This is a genomic window from Microbacterium sp. Leaf203 (assembly GCF_001421275.1).
GTDB lineage: Bacteria > Actinomycetota > Actinomycetes > Actinomycetales > Microbacteriaceae > Microbacterium > Microbacterium testaceum_A.
The window spans coordinates 1,307,601-1,324,936 of the sequence record NZ_LMKF01000022.1 but is presented as its reverse complement, the minus strand read 5'-3'; the positions used below and the strand labels follow the sequence as shown (position 1 = coordinate 1,324,936).

Below are 17,336 nucleotides of genomic sequence, written 5' to 3'. Positions count from 1 at the left end.
GGAGGGGCGACCAGATGCCTGGTCGCCCCTCCTTCGCGTCTGTCAAGGAACGGTGACGCTGCGACAGCCCAGGAGGATGTTCGGCCCCACCCCGTTGTCGTTGATCGGGTACACACACACGTTGTGGGACCCGCGACTCGCAGGAACCGTCGCCGAGAAGCCGTGGCGATCACCGAGCCCGAACGCCGCGCCGATGTCGCCCCGCGGAACATTGGCGAGGATAGCTCGACCGACACCATCGACGTAGACGTGCACGGCGATCGGATCGGTCGTGTCGGGATCAAGAGCCCATCCGCCCACCACGACCGCGCCTGAAGTGGCACCGACGGATTCGAGATTGCCGATGGGCGGGCGGGAATGGTCGGCGACAGTGATCGATCGACAGCCGATCAGTGTGTTACCGCCGTCGCCGTTGTTGATCGCGTAGACGCAGACGTTCGATTGTCCGGGCGGTGCGGCGATTCTCTCCGAGTAGCCATGCTGACCACCCTGGAGCGGGTAGGCCGCTCCGACGTCGGGACGGGACTTGTCAGCCGTGTAGGCAGCTCCTGCGTTGCCCACGTAGATGTGGACGGGGATCGATGCGGCCGTGTCGAGATCGAGTGCCCACCCGCTGACGTTCACGGAGTTGCCGGATACTGATACGTCGTCGATGATGCCGATCGGAGCACGAGACAGATCAGGGACCGCGACGGTGACCGATCGGCATCCGAGTGTCGTGTCTCCCCCGGCGCCGTTGTTCACCGCTACAACGCAGACCTGATACGACCCTCCCATCAACGTGAGCTGCGATGCGAAGCCGTGGTTGGCCCCATAGCTCGGGTACGCCGCTCCCACGTCTGAGCGAGGAAGGTTCGCTGTAGCGTTCGAAGACTTTCCGTTGGCAGTCATCCGCACCTGGATAGGCAGTGCGGTATCAGGGTCGATGGTCCATCCGCTCGCTGTGACGACGGCGCCGTTCACCGTGATTGCGTCAAGGGCTCCGAAGGGAACGCGCCCCTGGTCGACGGGGGCCTGCACCACGACCGTCCGACAGCCCAGCTGGACATTCGCACCCAGGCCGACGTTGATGCCGTAGGCGCAGACCGTGTGCGAGCCAGGGTCAGCGGGCAGGACACCTCCGAAGCCGTGATTAGCCCCATAGGCGGGGTACGAGGAGCCCACGTCGTTGCGCGGGCTGTCGGCGGTGAGGGCAGTGCCCGCGCCGTCGATGTAGACGTGTACGGCGATGGGCGATGCCGTGTCCGGATCGATGGCCCATCCACCGACGGAGATTCCGCCGGCACGAGGATCGACCCCTTCGAGGTTTCCAAAGGGCGACCCGGCCATCGCGCTGACGCCGGAGCACTTGAGCTGCTGGTCGCGCCCCGCACCGACGTTGACGCCGGTCACGCAGACACTGTTGTTCCCCTCCTGCACGGCGGGGACGTACGCGGAGAATGCGTGGTTTCCGCCCAACGCCGGGTACGCCGCCGCAACATCGGCGCGGTATCCATCAGCGGTGACCGTGGTGACAGCGCTTTCCACGCGGATCTGGATCTGGATCGGGTTCGCCGTATCCGGATCGGCAGTCCAGCCCTCGACACGGAAGCCCCCGGGAACTGCGTAAATGGTGTCGACCGACCCGAACGGCCCCGAGGGGTTGCCCTGTGCTCGTGTGGAACCGAACCAGTCGGTGAAGGTGCGCCAGAAGTTGCGGTTGCCGTAAGCGGAGCATCCGTCACCCGTGCCGTAGAGATTGTTCAGCGCGGCCTGGTTCGGCACGTACGGGGTGTAGATGTACAGGCCCGCGGTCGCCGCGTTCTCGATGAACACACGCTGCGTGCCGCACCCGCCGTTGGGGTTGTAGAGAATGTTGTTCCACCGGCCGGACTGATAACCCCACCATGTGGGGTTGAGGCGGTAGACCTCGAACTGACGGGCCGCGTAATAGACCTGGTAGAAGAACCCGGCGGTCGCCGCGTCGCACGGAGCCGTGTCGGGGCACCCCTGACCGGTGGCGGCTGAGTAGTTCCACGATGACGGCGCCGTCGACGTGATCAGGCCCTGCTCCTTCTGAAGCAGGACGAGAAGGGCTTTCTGGCTGATGCCGCACGAGCGCGCGACCTTGTCGATGATGGTCGAGGCGCTTTCATTGGGCGCGCCCGAGTATCCATTGCAGTATTTGTCGACAGGTCGATTGTCGGTGTTCTGACGGTAGTCCTTGACGCAGGTGTAGCCCGACTGGCAGTTGCGCACTTGGCGCTCCATGAAGGCCTGGATCTCGGGGGAACCCATCGCGTTACCGTCGTAGAAGACGGAATCGTCGATGATGTTGCCGGGGTTCCAATCCGCGGCATCGGCAGCGGCGGCGGAATCGACCGGAGCGATCGTGGCCGGCAGTGCAAAAGGCGCGGCGACGAGCAACGCGAGCGCACAGGCCCACACCGCGACCGTCGCCGCGAAACGGCGCCGGCGGGTGGGACGGATCACGAGGTCGGCTCGACCGTCGTCACTGCCGACTTGGCCGCGGTCGTGCGCGACGAGTATGCGACCTGGAAAGCCGGATCGGTTTCGTGGCCGACGGCGATCGACATGAGACCGCAGTACGTCACGTCCTTACCCTCGTTCGCGGAGGAGTCCACCTTCGCCCCCGAAGCGACGAGCGTGAGGGAGCACGTCCCACCCGACTCGGAAACTCCCGGAACCATGGCGGAAACCTGCAGAGTACCGTCGCGGACCTCTGAGGTGACGATGAGGATCTCCCCGTTGAAGGGGGCGTCCGTTGCCTCGGAGCCGCCCGAGGTCGGAGTTGGCGACGGCGTCGCGGTGGCTTCCGGCGAGGTCGTGGGCGTAGCAGTGGATTCAGAATCGGTCGGGGTCGGAGCGGCAGAACCCGAGGCTCCGGCGCATCCGGAGAACGACAGCAACCCGGCGAGGAGCAAGACAGGCAGCGCGACGCGCGTGCGCCGAAGGGAGGACGAAACGGCGGCGTCGGTGGCGTACTTCACGGCAACATTATGCGGGCGCGACGAGAGACCCGCTGCCGCCCACGCCGCGAAACACCAGGTCGTTACCGACGGGATATCCGTCGACGCAGCCTCCGCACGCGCGACCACAACGGCTGGTGCGCATCGAGCTCGTGTCGAAGATCATTCCGGATCTCCGCGCGCACCCGGGCCGCACTTTCCGCAAGCCGCTCATCGACGTGCGCCTTGAGCTCCGCCTGCAACGCCGCCAGATACAGCGGCAGCCCGTCGCCCTCGCGCCCGATCCATTCGGCGAGCGCCCGGTCCCGCACCCGCCCATCGTCGACGGCGTGCACCTCGGTGAGGGCGAACATGCTGTTGGCGTCGAGGCCCGTGGCATCCGGTCTCTGCGTCCAGAAGGCGAGCGCTTCTCCCGGAAGGAAGCCGATCCCACCGTGCCGGAGGATCCGAAGGTAGAGATCCCAGTCCTCTACCGCGTCGAGCGACTCGTCGTACCAACCGATCTCGTCGTGGATCGAACGTCGATAGAGCACGGAGATGGGGACGGCTCGGTTGACGCTGAGCATCTCGGTCAGCGAGATGCGTTGCATGCCCGCCCAGAACGGTGCGCGCCCGACCTCGACCCACGCCCCGCCGCGCTTCTCTTCGTAGACGATCTCGGTCGGCACGGCGGCGGCCGCGTCAGAGGTCGTCGCGTCGAGCCACGAGACGGTTCGGGTGAGGAATTCGGGATGCCAGCGGTCGTCGTCGTCATGAAGCACGACGTACTCGGTACCGGCTTCGCGAACGCCTCGATTCGCGGCGACGCAGCGCCCTCCCTCACCGTCGACGATGTGGAGGACGGAGACCTCGAATGCGGCCTCCGCGACGATCGCCTCGACCTCGGCGGGGTCTCCCCCGTCGTTCACCACGATGACCCGGTGGTCGGCGTAGGTCTGAGCGCCGATGTCGCTGAGCGCCCGGCGGAGGAAGTCCGGGCGCCGTCGGGTACGGACGACGATCCCGACGCGCGCTGTCATGCTGTCGAGCATAGGGGCGCCCGCCTCACAGCTCCGCGTGCAGCGCCCACACCCGGTCGGCCGAGGCTCCCCAGGCGAATCCCTTGGCGCGGTCGCCGGCCAGCACGCGCAAGCGCTCGGCGTCCTCCCCGAGGGCTCGCGAGAGCGCGGCACCCAGTTCGTCGGCCGGGGCGAAGGCGGCGGCGTCGGCGAGGACCTCGTGGAGGACGGGGCTGTCGACCGCCGCGACGGGGATGCCCACGGCGAGGGCGTCGACCGCGCGCCACGGCCAGTCCGCGCGCGCGGACGAGGCCACGAACGCCGCCGCGTGCGAGAGCACGGCCGCCCGGTCCCAGCGGTCGAGCGGGCCACGGGCGTGCACGCGCCCCTCGGCCAGCCCCGCGGCGGCGGCGAGGTCGATCACGGCGGGCTCGTCGCCCTCGGGCATGTCGAGGACGACGACGTCGCCCTCCCACCCCGAGGCGACGACGGCGGCGAACGCGCTCCCGAGGGCGTCCGAGGCAGCGCTCCCCCCGGCTGTCGCGACGAAGGTCTGCGGCAGGTCGAGGGCGCGCAGGCGCCCGACGGCGTCGGAGGGCACGCGCAGTCCCGCGGCGGGAGCGCCACCGATGACGCGCAGCTTCTTGACGAGCTTGGGCTTGGCCACTTCGGCGAGGCGCTCGGCCATCGCGTGCGTGGGCACGATCACGGCGTCCGCGTGCTTGGTCACGCGCGAGAGCAGAGCGCGGCCGGCGAGGATCTCGGCCTTGGGCAGTTCCTCGGGGGTCTCCCACGCGCGCAGATCCCACAGGGTCACCACGATCTGGTGCGTCTCGTTGACGCGGTCGTGGCGCACGAGTGGCGCGAGCGGGGTCGGCGAATGGATGAGTCCCTTGCCGATTCCGGGGGCGACGCCGAGCTGCCAGGATGCCGCGAGCTCGCGGCGGCGCATCGACAGACGGGTCTCGGAGCTCAGGCCGGCGATGGCCTCGCTGTCGGGTATTCCGGGCGAGGGGACGATCGCGCCGACATCGCACCCGCGGGGGGCGGTGGCGATGAGGGCCTCGGTCAACGAGGCGGACGCTTCGGCGAGGTCGAGGGAGGTCGGGGCGACGAGCTGGTCCAGCACGACGCGCAGGGTCACGGTCACGAGGAGGGCGCCTCCGTCTCGGTCGGCGGGTGCAGTTTGTCGTGCACCATCTGCTGCACCTGGGCGTAGTCGGGATCGAACTCGTCGACCCCACCCGCCGGGGTTAGCTCGAGCGTTCCGACCGGCTGGCCCTTCGCCTCGAGGGCGAGGTTCACGAGGGTAGGGGCGATGAGCCCCTGCGGCAGGTCGGTCTCGACGATGTTGGTTCCGGCGGTGGCCACGTCCTGGAAGTGCGCGAGCACGTTCTGCGGGGTGGTCTGCGCGAGGATCGCCTCCTGCAGCTCGCGCTGGCGGCGCATGCGGTCGAAATCGCTCGTCGTGTACCGCGAGCGGGCGTACCACTGGGCGGTGTCGCCGTTCATGTGCTGCTGCCCGGGCTCGATCCAGCCGAAGGCCCAGTCGTCGACCGGCTGACCGTCGTAGGCGGGGCCGCCCTTGGGCAGGCGTTCCTTGACGTCGATGTCGACACCGCCGAGCGCGTCGACGAGGTCGGCGAAGCCTTTCATGTCGATCAGCACGTAGTACGGGATCTGGATGCCCATGATCCCCTCGGCGGCGTCCTTCGTCGCCTCGATGCCGGGCTCGGATCCCCGCGAGACCGCGTCAGGGTAGAGCTTGTTGCCGTCCTGGCACACCTCGACCTCGGTGCGGAGCTGGTTGATACCGCTGCCCCAGCCGCACGTCGCGTTGGCGTATCCGGTGTGCCCGTCGGGGTACTTGTCCTGCATCGGCCCCGGCGCGAAGGGGAAGTGCGGCATGTCGCGCGGAATGCCGGTGATCGTGGTCGCGCCCGTGTCGGCGTTGATCGAGACGACCGAGATGCTGTCGAAGCGCATGGAGTCGCGCCCCTCGCCGGAGTCGGCGCCCAGAAGGAGGATGTTGTAGTAGCCGTCGGACGGCGGGACGACGGGGGCGGACTGCGCGAACAGCTCCGAGAAGGTGTCGCGGGTCGTTCCCGCCGCCTGCGCCGCCCACGCCGCGCCCGAGCCGGACACGACGAGCAGCGCCACCGAGACGACGGCGATGGCCACGCGGGACAGAGGCCCGACCTTGACTAGTCGGACCAACCGCAGCGTGTCGATGGTCAGCACGATCCAGAGCACGGCGTACGCGATGAGCGCGATCTGCACCAGCGTCAGCGGCAGCGGCCGGAACCACGACAGGAAGTCGGGGATGAACGATCCGGTCGCCAGGGCGAACAGTCCGCTGGGCATGAGCAGGGCTCCGAGACCGGCGAGCACCAGGATCGTCCACATCGCAAGGGTGGCGCCGAGGCCGAACCGGCCGAGCCGCCTGTTGCCCGCCAGAACCTGAGCGGAACCGGGAAGGAGGAAGTTGAGCGCGACGAGCCACCACCCGCGACGGGTCATGACCGCCCGCGAGTTCGCGTCGGGGTGACGCATCGGACGCTGCTCGACGACGTGCGTCCGAGAGCGGGGCCGGGCGGCGGCGAGCGTCATAGGGAGTCCTTCAGCCGACGGTTCTTCTCTTCGACCTGCGCCTCGAGATCGCGCGCGTAGTCCTCGACGCGCTCGGCGAGCGCGGTGTCGGCGCTGCCGAGGATCCGCGCTGCGAGGAGGCCGGCGTTCTTCGCCCCGTTGATCGAGACGGTGGCCACGGGGATGCCCGCGGGCATCTGGACGATCGAGAGCAGCGAGTCGAGGCCGTCGAGCGTCGCCAGCTGCACGGGGACGCCAATGACGGGGAGGGCGGTGACGGATGCCAACATGCCCGGCAGGTGCGCGGCTCCCCCGGCCCCCGCGATGATGGCGCGCAGCCCGCGCCCACGCGCCTCGCGCCCGTAACGGACGAGTTTGTCGGGGGTGCGGTGGGCGGAGACCACCTCGACCTCATGCGGGATGCCGAACTCGGTCAACACCTCGCTGGCGGTGTTCATCACGCGCCAGTCGGAGTCGGAGCCCATGACGACGCCGACCACGGGCGTCTCGGAAGAATGCAGCGGCCGGGTCACCGGTCCAGGGTAGGGCGGCTCGCTGGAAGATCTCGGAACGGCGCGCTCAGTCGAAGAACGCGGCGGCCGCGCGACCCTCGTACACGACGTCGTCGAGGTCCTCCCCGATGACGTTGACGTGGCCCACCTTGCGGCCCGGGCGCGGGGCCTTGCCGTAGGTGTGGATCTTCGCGGCGGGGTGCGCGGCCATGGCGGCGGCGAACCGCTCGTCGAGGCCGCCCTCGGCGGGGCCGCCCAGGACGTTGATCATGACCGTCCACGGGGCCACGGCATCCGTCGATCCGAGGGGCAGGTCGAGGACCGCGCGCAGGTGCTGCTCGAACTGGCTCGTGATCGCACCGTCCTGCGTCCAGTGACCGCTGTTGTGCGGACGCATGGCGAGCTCGTTGATCAGGATGCGCTGGTCGCTCGTCTCGAACAGCTCGACGGCGAGCATGCCGGTCACGCCCAGTCCCTCCGCGACCGCGACGCCGATCTCGGCGGCGACGCGCTGGACGCGGGCGTCGGCGCGGGGCGCCGGGGCCACGACCTCGGCGCAGACCCCGCCGCGCTGCACGGTCTCGACGACGGGGTACGCGCGCACCTCGCCGGAGGGGCGTCGGGCGACCTGCTGGGCCAGTTCTCGGGTGAAGTCGACCAGTTCTTCAGCGAGGAGGGCACCGCCGTTGCCGTCCTCGGCGAGCGCGGCGAACCAGTCGTCCGCCTCGGTGGCGGCGGAGACCACCCGGACGCCCTTGCCGTCGTACCCGCCGCGCGGCGTCTTCACGACCGCTCGCCCACCGTGCGCGTCGAGGAATTCCTGCAGGTCGGATGCCGTGGACACGGCGGCCCAGTCGGGCTGAGGAAGCCCGAGCTCGGCCATCTTCGCGCGCATGACGAGCTTGTCCTGAGCGACGCCGAGGGGTGCGGGTCCGGGGTGGACGGCGACGCCGGCGTCGACCAGGGCGGCCAGCACGTCCTGCGGCACGTGCTCGTGGTCGAAGGTGATGACGTCGACGTCACGGGCGAAGGCGAGCACCGTCGCGGCGTCGCGGTAGTCGCCGACGGCGGTCGCGGCGAGTGCCGCCGACATGCCCTCGTCCTCCGCGAGGACGCGGATCTCGACCCCCATCTCCACGGCGGGCGCGATCATCATCCGCGCCAGCTGTCCGCCACCGACCACTCCGACTCGCAGCGCCATGCCGCTCCTTCCGTCGGCATCCATTCTGTCGGGCCGCCCGCGAGGGCGCGAGCCGGTCCGGATGGCCGGGCGATGGGGACCGGCGCGATCCGCCGGCGCACCTTGCGCTGAACACAACGCAGGAGATGTGCGCGCGCGACCCCGGCCGCAGCGCGATCTCGGCCGGAAGAGCGTGCGTCTCCTGCGTTATGTCACCAGGGGGCGGGTTCGCACGCCGGGGCGAGCGGTGGCCGCGACGCGGGTCAAAGCCCGCCGACGGCGCCCGAGCCGAAGGTCTGCGCGTCGCGGTGGGCGAGGATCTGGTTGACCTCGACCTGGTCGACGAGCGTCTCGTGGACGAGCACCGCGTGCGGGATGTTCTTCAGGCGCAGCGGAGGCTCGACGCCGTTCGAGAGCGAGAGCGTGCCCGCGCCCCACATCCGCTGCAGGATGCCACGCCGCATCTCGATGGCGTACCCGCGCACGTGGGAGACTTCGCGCCGGTTGGCCCCGAACGGACCGGAGCGCTCGATCACGCGGCGCGTCGTGATGGTCCAGGTGTGCGAGAGCCATACGAGGTAGGGGACGACCACGAGCAGCAGGACGAGCACGCCCGCCGCGGTCAGCAGCATCCAGTTCTCGTAGGGCGCGGGAAGGTTGTCGTAGAAGAAAGCTGTCGCCCCCGCGACGCCGATCAGGACGAGCGCCGACCAGAACAGGCGCCGCGCGTGCGAGCGCAGTCGAGCGATGCGCAACTCGGGCGCGGCCGTCCCCGGCGCCGGCATCCGCGGGCGCCCGATCGAGTTCGACGGCTGGGTCACGGTCTCATTGTGCGACGCGCGGGGCCCGGCGGGCCGGTGCCACGCGGGGCGCCTCGCCGTCAGCGGACGTGGACCACGTCTCCGGCCGAGACGACGGTCTCGATGGTGCCGGCCTCGACGACGAGGCGCCCGTCCCGGTCGAGGCGCGTGGCCGTGCCCTGGAGGGTGGAGCCGTCGGGCATCGCGACGGTCACCTCTTTGCCGACGGTGACGCAGAGTTTCTCGATCTCGGAGTGCACGCGCTCGACGTCGTCGTGCGCGAGGCGCGAGAGCATCTTGCCGAGATCCTCGAGGTAGTCGGCGAGGAGGCGGTCGTCGTCGCACTCCGCGCCGATCGCGGCGAACGAGGTCGCGGTGGTGACCGGAAGATCGGCGCGGCTCATGCGCGTGTTGACGCCCGCCCCGACCACGACCGTGTCGGCCGCGCCGGGTACGACCTCGGCCAGGATGCCGCAGATCTTGCCCCCGTCGACGAGCACGTCGTTCGGCCACTTCAGCTCGGCCGACCCGCCGTGACCGGTGAGCTGAGCGCGCACCGCACGCGTCATGGCGGCCCCCGCGACCAGCGGGATCCACCCGCGCTGGGCGATCGGGACCATCGCCGCGTCGACGACGACCGAGACGGCGAGCGCGGTTCCCGCCGGCGCCGTCCAGCTTCGGTCGAGCCGCCCGCGCCCGGCGCGCTGGTCGTCGGTCACCAGCAGCGACAGGTGCGGCCAGCCCTCGGGATCGGCGGTGACCGCCGCGATCACGTCGGCGTTCGTGGAGTCGGTCGTCTCGACGACCTGCACGCGCGGGCTGTGGGCGGCGGCGAGCGGGTATCCGGCGGCGGGGATCGGCATGAGCACACCCTAGAGAACGCACCGGTCTCGCGGCATCCTCTTGCGCTCGTCGCGGCGGCCCGACACGGGAGGACATGGGCGGATGCCACAGTGCCTCGCGCATTCGCTTGTGCGCACCCTCCAACGCGGGCGCCGACGCTGTCGCTAGGGTGGAAAGCGTGACCGACCAGCCCGATCTCTTCACCACCGCCGGCAAGATCGCGGACCTGCGCAACAGGTTCCAGGAGGCGGTCGTCGACGCCGAAGCCGCCGCCCGCGACAAGCAGCACGCGAAGGGCAAGCTCACCGCCCGCGAGCGTCTCGAGATGCTTGTCGACCCCGGCTCGTTCGTCGAGCTCGACGAGTACGTGCGCCACCGCACCTCCGCGTTCGGCATGGACAAGTCGCGCCCCTACGGCGACTCGGTCGTCACCGGCACCGGCACGATCCACGGCCGCACGGTCGCGGTGTACGCGCAGGACTTCTCGACCTTCGGCGGGTCGCTCGGCGAGGTCGCCGGCGACAAGATCATCAAGGTGATGGAGCTGGCGCTGCGCAGCGGCATCCCGATCATCGGCATCCTCGACTCGGGCGGAGCCCGCATCCAGGAGGGCGTCGTCGCCCTCGGCAAGTACGGCGAGATCTTCCGCCTGAACACCGCGGCATCCGGGGTCATCCCCCAGATCTCGATCATCATGGGACCCGCCGCCGGCGGAGCGGTGTACTCCCCCGCCCTCACCGACTTCGTCATCATGGTCGACAAGACCAGCCAGATGTTCGTCACGGGCCCCGACGTCATCAAGACCGTCACCGGCGAAGACGTGGGAATGGAAGAGCTCGGCGGAGCCCACACCCACAACACCCGCTCGGGCGTCGCGCACTACCTCGCCGACGACGAGGACGACGCGATCGACTACGCGCGCGGCCTCATCAGCTACCTGCCGGACAACAACCTCGCCGAGATCCCGGTCTACGACACGCCCTTCGAATTCGAGACGACGGATGCCGACCGCTCGCTGAACACCGTCATCCCCGACTCCCCGAACCAGCCGTACGACATCCACACCGTGATCGACGGCATCGTGGACGCGGCGGAGTTCCTCGAGGTGCAGCCGCTGTTCGCGCCCAACATCGTGATCGGCTTCGGCCGGATCGAGGGCCGCACCGTCGGCATCATCGCCAACCAGCCCTCGCAGATGGCCGGAACCCTCAACATCGACGCGGGGGAGAAGGCCAGCCGCTTCGTGCGCTTCTGCGACGCGTTCTCGGTGCCGATCGTCACCCTCGTCGACGTGCCCGGCTACCTCCCCGGCACCGACCAGGAGTGGACCGGCGTCATCCGCCGCGGCGCGAAGCTGCTGTACGCCTACGCCGAGGCCACCGTGCCCCTGGTGACGGTGATCCTGCGCAAGGCCTACGGCGGCGCGTACATCGTCATGGGCTCCAAGCAGCTGGGCGCCGACATCAACCTCGCGTGGCCCACGGCCGAGATCGCCGTCATGGGCGGCCAGGGCGCGGTCAACATCCTCTACCGCGGTGAGATCAAGCGCGCCGAAGAGGCCGGCGAAGACGTCGCGGCCGTGCGCACGCGCCTGGCGAACGAGTACACCTACAACGTGGCATCCCCCTTCCTGGCCGCCGAGCGCGGCGAGCTCGACGGGATCATCGAGCCGGCGCAGACGCGCGTCTCGATCGCCAAGGCCCTGCGGGCGCTGCGCAACAAGCGCGCGAGCCTGCCCGCGAAGAAGCACGGGAACATCCCGCTGTGAGCGACACCGTCGACCCCGACGCCCCGCGACCCATCGTCGCGGAGGTCGTACGCGGCACGCCCACCGAAGAGGAACTGGCCGCGGCGATCGTTGTGGTGAGCGAGTCCTACGTGCGCGAGGTGGCCGACGCCACGGTTCCCGACGAGACGCCGCGCTCCCGCTGGGAGCTGTCGGCTCGCGGCCTGCGCACCCCGCTGAACCGCACCGCCGGATGGCACGGTTTCACCGGCTGACACGTGTTCGAAATGTCCCCCGAAATACCTACAGACGGGCGAGGGACACTGCCGAATACTGGAGGAGCTGGAACGCATCACGCGTTCGGTCGGACCGCTCCTTAGAGCCGGATTCGACCGCGCGGACGGTTTTCGGGTAACCGTTCGCACGGGTGAGGGGCAGGCGCATTCGCCGCCCCTCACCCCCATCCTCTTCCCCCGCGGAGGGCATGGCAGCGTCGACGGACCCCCCTCACGTCGTCGCCGCCGGCCGCGGGGGCGCGCACACGCGGGGCTCGATCACAGCCGAGATCACGGTCGCGGCACTGGTTCCGCCTGCGGGTCAGCGCGGGCGACGGATCTCGCGCCAGAGGTCGACCTGATCGTCGTCTCCCCCGGCGCTCTCACCACTCGAGCGCCCGACGATCGTGACGGCGATCTCGTGGTGCGGAGAGGTGCGGATGATCACGCGCTCCGACACGGACTCCCGCAGGATGCCCGCCAGCTCGGATCGGATGCCCTTCAGATCCGCGGCGCCGAGTCCCTCGAGACCGCCCTCGTCGAACAGACTCACCGCGGACCCCCGCCGGCGCGCGGCGTCGATCTCGGCCCGCACGTCGTCGTCGAGCAGGCGGTTGCCCCGCAGCTCGTCGCGCAGGCTGGCCTCGGCGCGTCGAGCGGCCTGCTTGTCGGCCGCGCGCAGGTTGCCGCCGTTCTCGATGGTGCGGGCGAGGATGGGGCCCGCCGCCTGCAGCGCGCGCTGAACGTGAAGTCGACGCTCTCGTTGCCGGCCGCTCTGCGAGGCCTGCCACGCGGATGCCGCTTGCTGGAGCTCGGCGAGACGCTCGGCGTCCCGCGCCGCGCGGTCGAGGGCGATGGTCACGAGCTGCGCCGCGGTCACCCACACGATCGAGCCGACCAGGCCCAGGCTGAGCGCCTGCAGCGGCCCCAACCAGAACGACGTCGACACGGCGAGGATCAGCATCCCGACCCATGCGACGATGGGCCGGCGCCGCACCATGACGATGGTCATGAGCGCGCCGACACCGCCGATCACCCACGTGACGAAAGGCTGCGTGCGACCGGCCTCGGTGACCGCGAGGAACGTCGCGTTCGACACCACGATCGCCACCACGAGAGCGAGCACGACCCCCCAGGCGGGCAGTCGCGCACCCGCGGTCGGCGCCGGCTGTCCCCGCCGACCGCGCGCGCCGATCGCGAAGATCCACATCCACGTCACCGGGAGGTAGAGCACCAGGGCCGCCACGATGAGCCACCCGCGCTCGACGGTCTCGGGAGAGGTCCAGATGAGGCCGCGCGCCGCGAGGTAGGCGGTGAAGGCCAGTCCGATGACCGACAGGATGGCGCGAACGGTCACCAGCGGTCTCCGCTCTCCCACTCGAGCGTCACCGTCGTGCCACCGGCGTGCGAGTCGATCTCGCTGCGACCGCCCACGGCCGCCAGTCGCGCGTCGATCGAACCGCGGATGCCGAGTCGGTCGGCCGGGATGGCGGTGACGTCGAAGCCGGGGCCCGTGTCGCGCACCCGGACCGACACGCTTCCCGGGGAGGCGTAGCCCGTCAACTGCACCGTGAGGCCCTGCGCATCGGCGTGCTGTACGGCGTTGGCGACGGCCTGCATCGCCGCGAGGACGAGAGCGCGGGCGATCCGCCCGGGGACGTGCGGTGTGCCCTCGTCGACGTGGCGGACGACGGTCAGGTCGACCCCGAGCTCGCGAGCGGCGGCCTCGATGTCGTCGGCCAGGCGCAGCGCGGGGACCGGCTCGTCGCTTCCTTCGAGGGAGTCCTTCTCGGCGTTCGCCAACCGGGTCAGCGCCTCGCGCGCCATGCTGACGGCCAGAGTGCGCTCGCGCGGGGTCGTGGCGCGGTCCGCCGCGAGCAGGGCGCCCAGGACGCTGTCGTGCATGAGAGCCGCCACCGCGACCCGCTCGTGCTCGGTCGCGGCCGTCGCGGCCGCGGCCGCGTAGCTCGACACGGCCGACGCGCGGGCCTGGTCGACGTTCGCGGCGATCGAGCGGTACATCCAGCCGAGGGTCACCAGGACGCTGCCGAGGATCAGCGCGAACGAGACGTCGAGCGAGATCGGCAGGATGAACTCTCCCCGCCCGCCGGCCTGCAGCAGGCGCACCACCCCGAACAGCAGCGGCGCGGCGACCGTCCAGACGATCTGCAGCGAGAGGGGGAACGCGACCACGGTGGCGACCGTGGCGACGTTGATGAGGTAGAAGATCCAGGGGTTCTCGGTGGGGACCGGCGTGGGTCCGCCGGCCGTGGCAACGGGCCAGAACGCGAGGGCGAGCATGAAGACGACCGCGAAGACACCCGAGAACACCCGCGCGAAGCGTCCCACGGTGCATGCGACGATCATCGCCACCAGCGGCACGAAGACGGCGAGGACGAGAGGCATGTGCCACCCGGCCGCCTCATCTCCCGGGCCGAACGCGGCGACGAAGGCCTGCAGCCCCAGCACGAGAGAGCCCGGGCCCACGATCAGGGTGATGACGCGCTCGATCCGCGTCTGCGTGAACGACCCCTGCTCCGCCTGCCCCTCGCGGGTGTGGGGGATCCGCCCCCAGGCTTCGTCGAGCACGGACCGATGGTTCTCAGCCATGGCGGGGAGCATCATCGGGTGCGTCCTGCAGGATGCCGTCCTCCATGGCGCGCCGCAGCAGGTCGACCTTCGTCGGTGCCGGGCGCCCCACCTCGACGTACTTCACGCGGACGCGGGTGATGTTCTCCTTGGCGGTGGAATAGGCGACGCCGAGGCGGTCGGCGACGGCCTTGAGCGGAAGGCCCGCGGCGTACAGGCGCAGGACCTCGCGCTCTCGAGCGGACAACTGCGCGTCGGCGAACTCCCGATCGCCTTCGACGGCGCTCGCCCACTCGACGTTGTCGAGCACCTCGCCCCGGGCGACGGTGCTGATGGCGCCGAGCACCTCGTGCGTCGGCGACGACTTGCTGACGATCCCCGCGGCGCCCGCGGCGAGTGCCTCGCGCACCGCGGCGGCGCGGTCGGCGACGCTGTGGATGATGACGCTGGAGCCGTCGCGGACGACGCGGTCGACGTTCTCGGAGACCGTCGTGCCGTCACCGAGCGTCAGGTCGAGCACCACGACGTCGGCGGGGTTCGCGGCCGCCGCTTGACGCCAGGACAGGTACGAGGCGACGTTCGCGCCCGAGAAGACGACCTCGGTGGCCTCGGTGCGCGCGAGGGCGGCCTCCAGCCCGAGTCGGACCGACTCGTGGTCATCGATGAGGGCGACGCGCGTCATCCCCACATCGTATCGGCGCGGGGGCCGCCGCGCGGGTGAAGGTCGCGCGACCCGGCGCGTCAGCGGCGCAGCACCGTGACGGCCTCGACGTGGTGCGAGTTCGGGAAGAGGTCGACACCCCGGATGCCGCGCTCGGCGCGGTACCCGAGTTCGGCGAACAGCGCCAGGTCGCGGGCGAGGGCCACGGGGTCGCACGCGACGTAGACGACGGCGGACGGGGACAGCGCGGCGATGCCCTCGACGGCGACCCGGCCCGCACCCGCCCGCGGCGGGTCGAGCAGCACGACACCGCGCTCCAGACGCTCGCGTTCCCGCTCGGAAGCGCCGGCGGCGAGGTTCTGGACGTAGCGATCGACCCGTGCCGTCTCGGCCCGCGCCCCGACCCACTCGGCGAGGTTCTCACCGGCGTGCTCCGTCGCCCGGGGGTCGGATTCCACGCTCACCACGCGCGTCGACGACCCGCCCAGCTCGGCGAGCGCGGCGGCGAAGAGGCCGACGCCGCCGTAGAGGTCGAGGTGCATCGCCTCGGGGTCGAGGGCCTCGACCGAAGCGGTGAGCTCCGCCGTGACGAGAGAGGTCAGCGTGGACGCGGCGAGGCGGTGCACCTGCCAGAACCCGCCCGCATCGACGCGGAAGACGCGCTCACCGACGATCTCGTCGACGACCTCGGGGGCAGCGGTCGAGCGCTCGCCCTCGGGCCGTGGCAGGACGCGCACGCGTCCGTCGGCCGGCTGGACGAGGTCGACGCGCCCGGGGCGCGCTCCCCCGCGCACCTCGGCGGCCGCGCGAGCGACGCCCTCGGTCGCGAGGGGGAAGTCGGGGGTCTCGACGACGTGGTGCGACCGCGCGGCGTAGGCGCCCACCCGGCCCCGGTCATCGACGTGGAGGCTCACGCGCGTCCGCCAGCCCGTTCCGTCGACGGACTCGGGGTGATCGGCGTCGCCGGCGGGGCGCACGTCGACCGGCAGCTCGAGCCGGCCCACGCGCTCCATGGCCTCGCGGATCACGCGCTCCTTGAGGGCGCGCTGGTGCGCGAGGTCGATGTGACCGAACTCGGCCCCGCCCACGCGTTCCGCGGGATCCACACCGATATCGGCCGAACGCCAGACGTGCGGACGGCGCTGGGGAGCGGCATCCACCACCTCGACGGCCTCGGCCCGCCAGAACGCCTTCTTGCGGGTGTCGGTCAACCGCGCGCGGACGCGTTCGCCGGGCATCGTGTCCGAGACGAAGACGACCCGCCCCTCGTGCCGTCCGACGAAGACGCCGCCGTGGGCGATGCCGGTGATGTCGAGTTCGATGAGGTCGCCGTCGTGCATCCTCCGAGCCTGTCATACACGGCCGGGAGACCGCCGGGGGCGGACGCGGCGACGCCCGACCGCCCCGGTAGGAGGTCCCTGAGCTCGTCGAGGGGTCCGGGCGGCGCGGAGACCGCCGCCCCCGCACCTGGGTAGCGTTGTCGCATGCGCGTGTGCTTGGCATCCACTTCTCCCGCTCGTCTCATGCTGCTGCGCCAAGCGGGCATCGAGCCCGAGGCGCGGGCGCCCCACGTCGACGAGGAAGCCGTGATCGCCGAGGTCGAGACGGCCGAGGCCCGGCGCCTGCCCGCCCCCGAGCACGTCCTGCTGCTCGCGCGACGCAAGGCCGCCGACGTCGCGCACCGCCTGCGCGCCGAGGAGCCCAACTTCGACGGCTTCGTCATCGGGGGCGACTCGATGTTCGCCCTCGGCGACGAGATCCTCGGAAAGCCGTATACCCCGGATGCCGCGACCGCACGCTGGCGCGGGATGCGAGGGCGCACCGGGGTGCTGCACTCCGGTCACAGCGTCTTCCGCCTGTCCCCCGGCTCCGAGCCGCGCGAGGCCTTCGCCGTCGCCGAAGCCTCGGTGACCTTCGCCGCCGACGTCGACGACGCCGAGATCGCCGCGTACGTGGCCACCGGCGAGCCCCTGCTGGTGGCGGGGGCGTTCACCGTCGACAGCCTCGGCGGGGCGTTCATCGAGCGGGTCGACGGGGACCCCTCGACGGTGGTGGGCATGTCGCTCTCGACGGTCCGCCGACTTGTGCGCGAACTGGGCGGTTCGTGGACCGACCTGTGGAACCGTTCGTAGACTCCCTCACACGTTTTTCGGCGTTTCTTATCGAGGAGGGTCAAAAGGCCGGGGTAACCCCT

16 protein-coding genes are annotated in these 17,336 nt (G+C 70.7%); 3 read left to right on the top strand and 13 right to left on the bottom strand.

The window, feature by feature from the left end; translation table 11 throughout:
• Positions 1-42 precede the first annotated feature (42 nt).
• The 9 genes from ASE56_RS07375 to ASE56_RS07335 form a co-directional block, all read right to left on the bottom strand.
• Positions 43-2,472, bottom strand: a complete 2,430-nt coding sequence (locus tag ASE56_RS07375) for a hypothetical protein (protein WP_056226790.1) — start codon at positions 2,470-2,472, stop codon at positions 43-45.
• Entirely contained in the window at positions 2,469-2,990 is a 522-nt protein-coding gene (locus ASE56_RS07370; RefSeq protein WP_056226788.1) for a hypothetical protein, read from the bottom strand. Before ASE56_RS07370 ends, ASE56_RS07375 begins: the two co-directional genes overlap by 4 nt.
• 62 nt (positions 2,991-3,052) lie before the next feature.
• Positions 3,053-3,988 carry a glycosyltransferase family 2 protein gene (locus ASE56_RS07365; protein ID WP_056228394.1) on the bottom strand — a complete coding sequence of 312 codons (936 nt, stop codon included), beginning with the start codon at positions 3,986-3,988 and terminating at the stop codon, positions 3,053-3,055.
• 25 nt (positions 3,989-4,013) lie between these two features.
• Complete coding sequence (locus ASE56_RS07360; protein ID WP_056226786.1) at positions 4,014-5,117, bottom strand: glycosyl transferase; 1,104 nt, start codon at positions 5,115-5,117, stop codon at positions 4,014-4,016.
• Positions 5,114-6,577: an LCP family protein gene (locus ASE56_RS07355; RefSeq protein ID WP_056226784.1), complete on the bottom strand. Its 1,464-nt coding sequence runs from the start codon at positions 6,575-6,577 to the stop codon at positions 5,114-5,116. The genes ASE56_RS07360 and ASE56_RS07355 overlap by 4 nt, the downstream gene beginning before the upstream one ends.
• Positions 6,574-7,041 carry a 5-(carboxyamino)imidazole ribonucleotide mutase gene (gene purE / locus ASE56_RS07350; RefSeq protein WP_056228390.1) on the bottom strand — a complete coding sequence of 156 codons (468 nt, stop codon included), beginning with the start codon at positions 7,039-7,041 and terminating at the stop codon, positions 6,574-6,576. The genes ASE56_RS07355 and purE overlap by 4 nt, the downstream gene beginning before the upstream one ends.
• 94 nt (positions 7,042-7,135) lie before the next feature.
• On the bottom strand, positions 7,136-8,269 hold the full coding sequence (locus ASE56_RS07345; RefSeq protein ID WP_056226783.1) for a 5-(carboxyamino)imidazole ribonucleotide synthase: 1,134 nt from the start codon (positions 8,267-8,269) through the stop codon (positions 7,136-7,138).
• A gap of 242 nt (positions 8,270-8,511) precedes the next feature.
• On the bottom strand, positions 8,512-9,069 hold the full coding sequence (locus tag ASE56_RS07340; RefSeq protein WP_056226781.1) for a PH domain-containing protein: 558 nt from the start codon (positions 9,067-9,069) through the stop codon (positions 8,512-8,514).
• A 59-nt stretch (positions 9,070-9,128) separates the two neighbouring features.
• Positions 9,129-9,911 carry a biotin--[acetyl-CoA-carboxylase] ligase gene (locus ASE56_RS07335; RefSeq protein WP_056228388.1) on the bottom strand — a complete coding sequence of 261 codons (783 nt, stop codon included), beginning with the start codon at positions 9,909-9,911 and terminating at the stop codon, positions 9,129-9,131.
• Positions 9,912-10,060: 149 nt separating this feature from the next.
• On the opposite strand from ASE56_RS07335, the gene ASE56_RS07330 reads away from it, so the two are divergent.
• Positions 10,061-11,659, top strand: a complete 1,599-nt coding sequence (locus ASE56_RS07330; RefSeq protein WP_056226779.1) for an acyl-CoA carboxylase subunit beta — start codon at positions 10,061-10,063, stop codon at positions 11,657-11,659.
• Positions 11,656-11,892, top strand: coding sequence for an acyl-CoA carboxylase subunit epsilon (locus ASE56_RS07325; RefSeq protein WP_056226777.1), 237 nt, complete (start codon positions 11,656-11,658; stop codon positions 11,890-11,892). Before ASE56_RS07330 ends, ASE56_RS07325 begins: the two co-directional genes overlap by 4 nt.
• A 322-nt stretch (positions 11,893-12,214) precedes the next feature.
• Here ASE56_RS07325 and ASE56_RS07320 read toward each other — a convergent pair whose 3' ends face one another.
• Genes ASE56_RS07320 through ASE56_RS07305 form a run of 4 tightly spaced genes read right to left on the bottom strand, consistent with a single transcriptional unit; the run spans position 12,215 to position 16,482 of the window.
• A complete protein-coding gene (locus ASE56_RS07320) occupies positions 12,215-13,249 on the bottom strand; it encodes a hypothetical protein (RefSeq protein WP_081349633.1) in 1,035 nt (344 codons plus the stop codon).
• Positions 13,246-14,481 (bottom strand): ATP-binding protein, encoded by a 1,236-nt coding sequence (locus tag ASE56_RS07315; RefSeq protein WP_235556948.1) that lies wholly within the window; start codon positions 14,479-14,481, stop codon positions 13,246-13,248. Before ASE56_RS07315 ends, ASE56_RS07320 begins: the two co-directional genes overlap by 4 nt.
• A 13-nt stretch (positions 14,482-14,494) precedes the next feature.
• A complete protein-coding gene (locus ASE56_RS07310) occupies positions 14,495-15,163 on the bottom strand; it encodes a response regulator transcription factor (RefSeq protein WP_056226776.1) in 669 nt (222 codons plus the stop codon).
• A gap of 59 nt (positions 15,164-15,222) precedes the next feature.
• Positions 15,223-16,482, bottom strand: a complete 1,260-nt coding sequence (locus ASE56_RS07305) for a class I SAM-dependent RNA methyltransferase (RefSeq protein WP_056226774.1) — start codon at positions 16,480-16,482, stop codon at positions 15,223-15,225.
• Positions 16,483-16,626: 144 nt separating this feature from the next.
• Here ASE56_RS07305 and ASE56_RS07300 point away from each other — a divergent pair, with 144 nt between their 5' ends.
• Positions 16,627-17,274, top strand: coding sequence for a nucleoside triphosphate pyrophosphatase (locus tag ASE56_RS07300; protein WP_056226772.1), 648 nt, complete (start codon positions 16,627-16,629; stop codon positions 17,272-17,274).
• Positions 17,275-17,336: the final 62 nt, after the last annotated feature.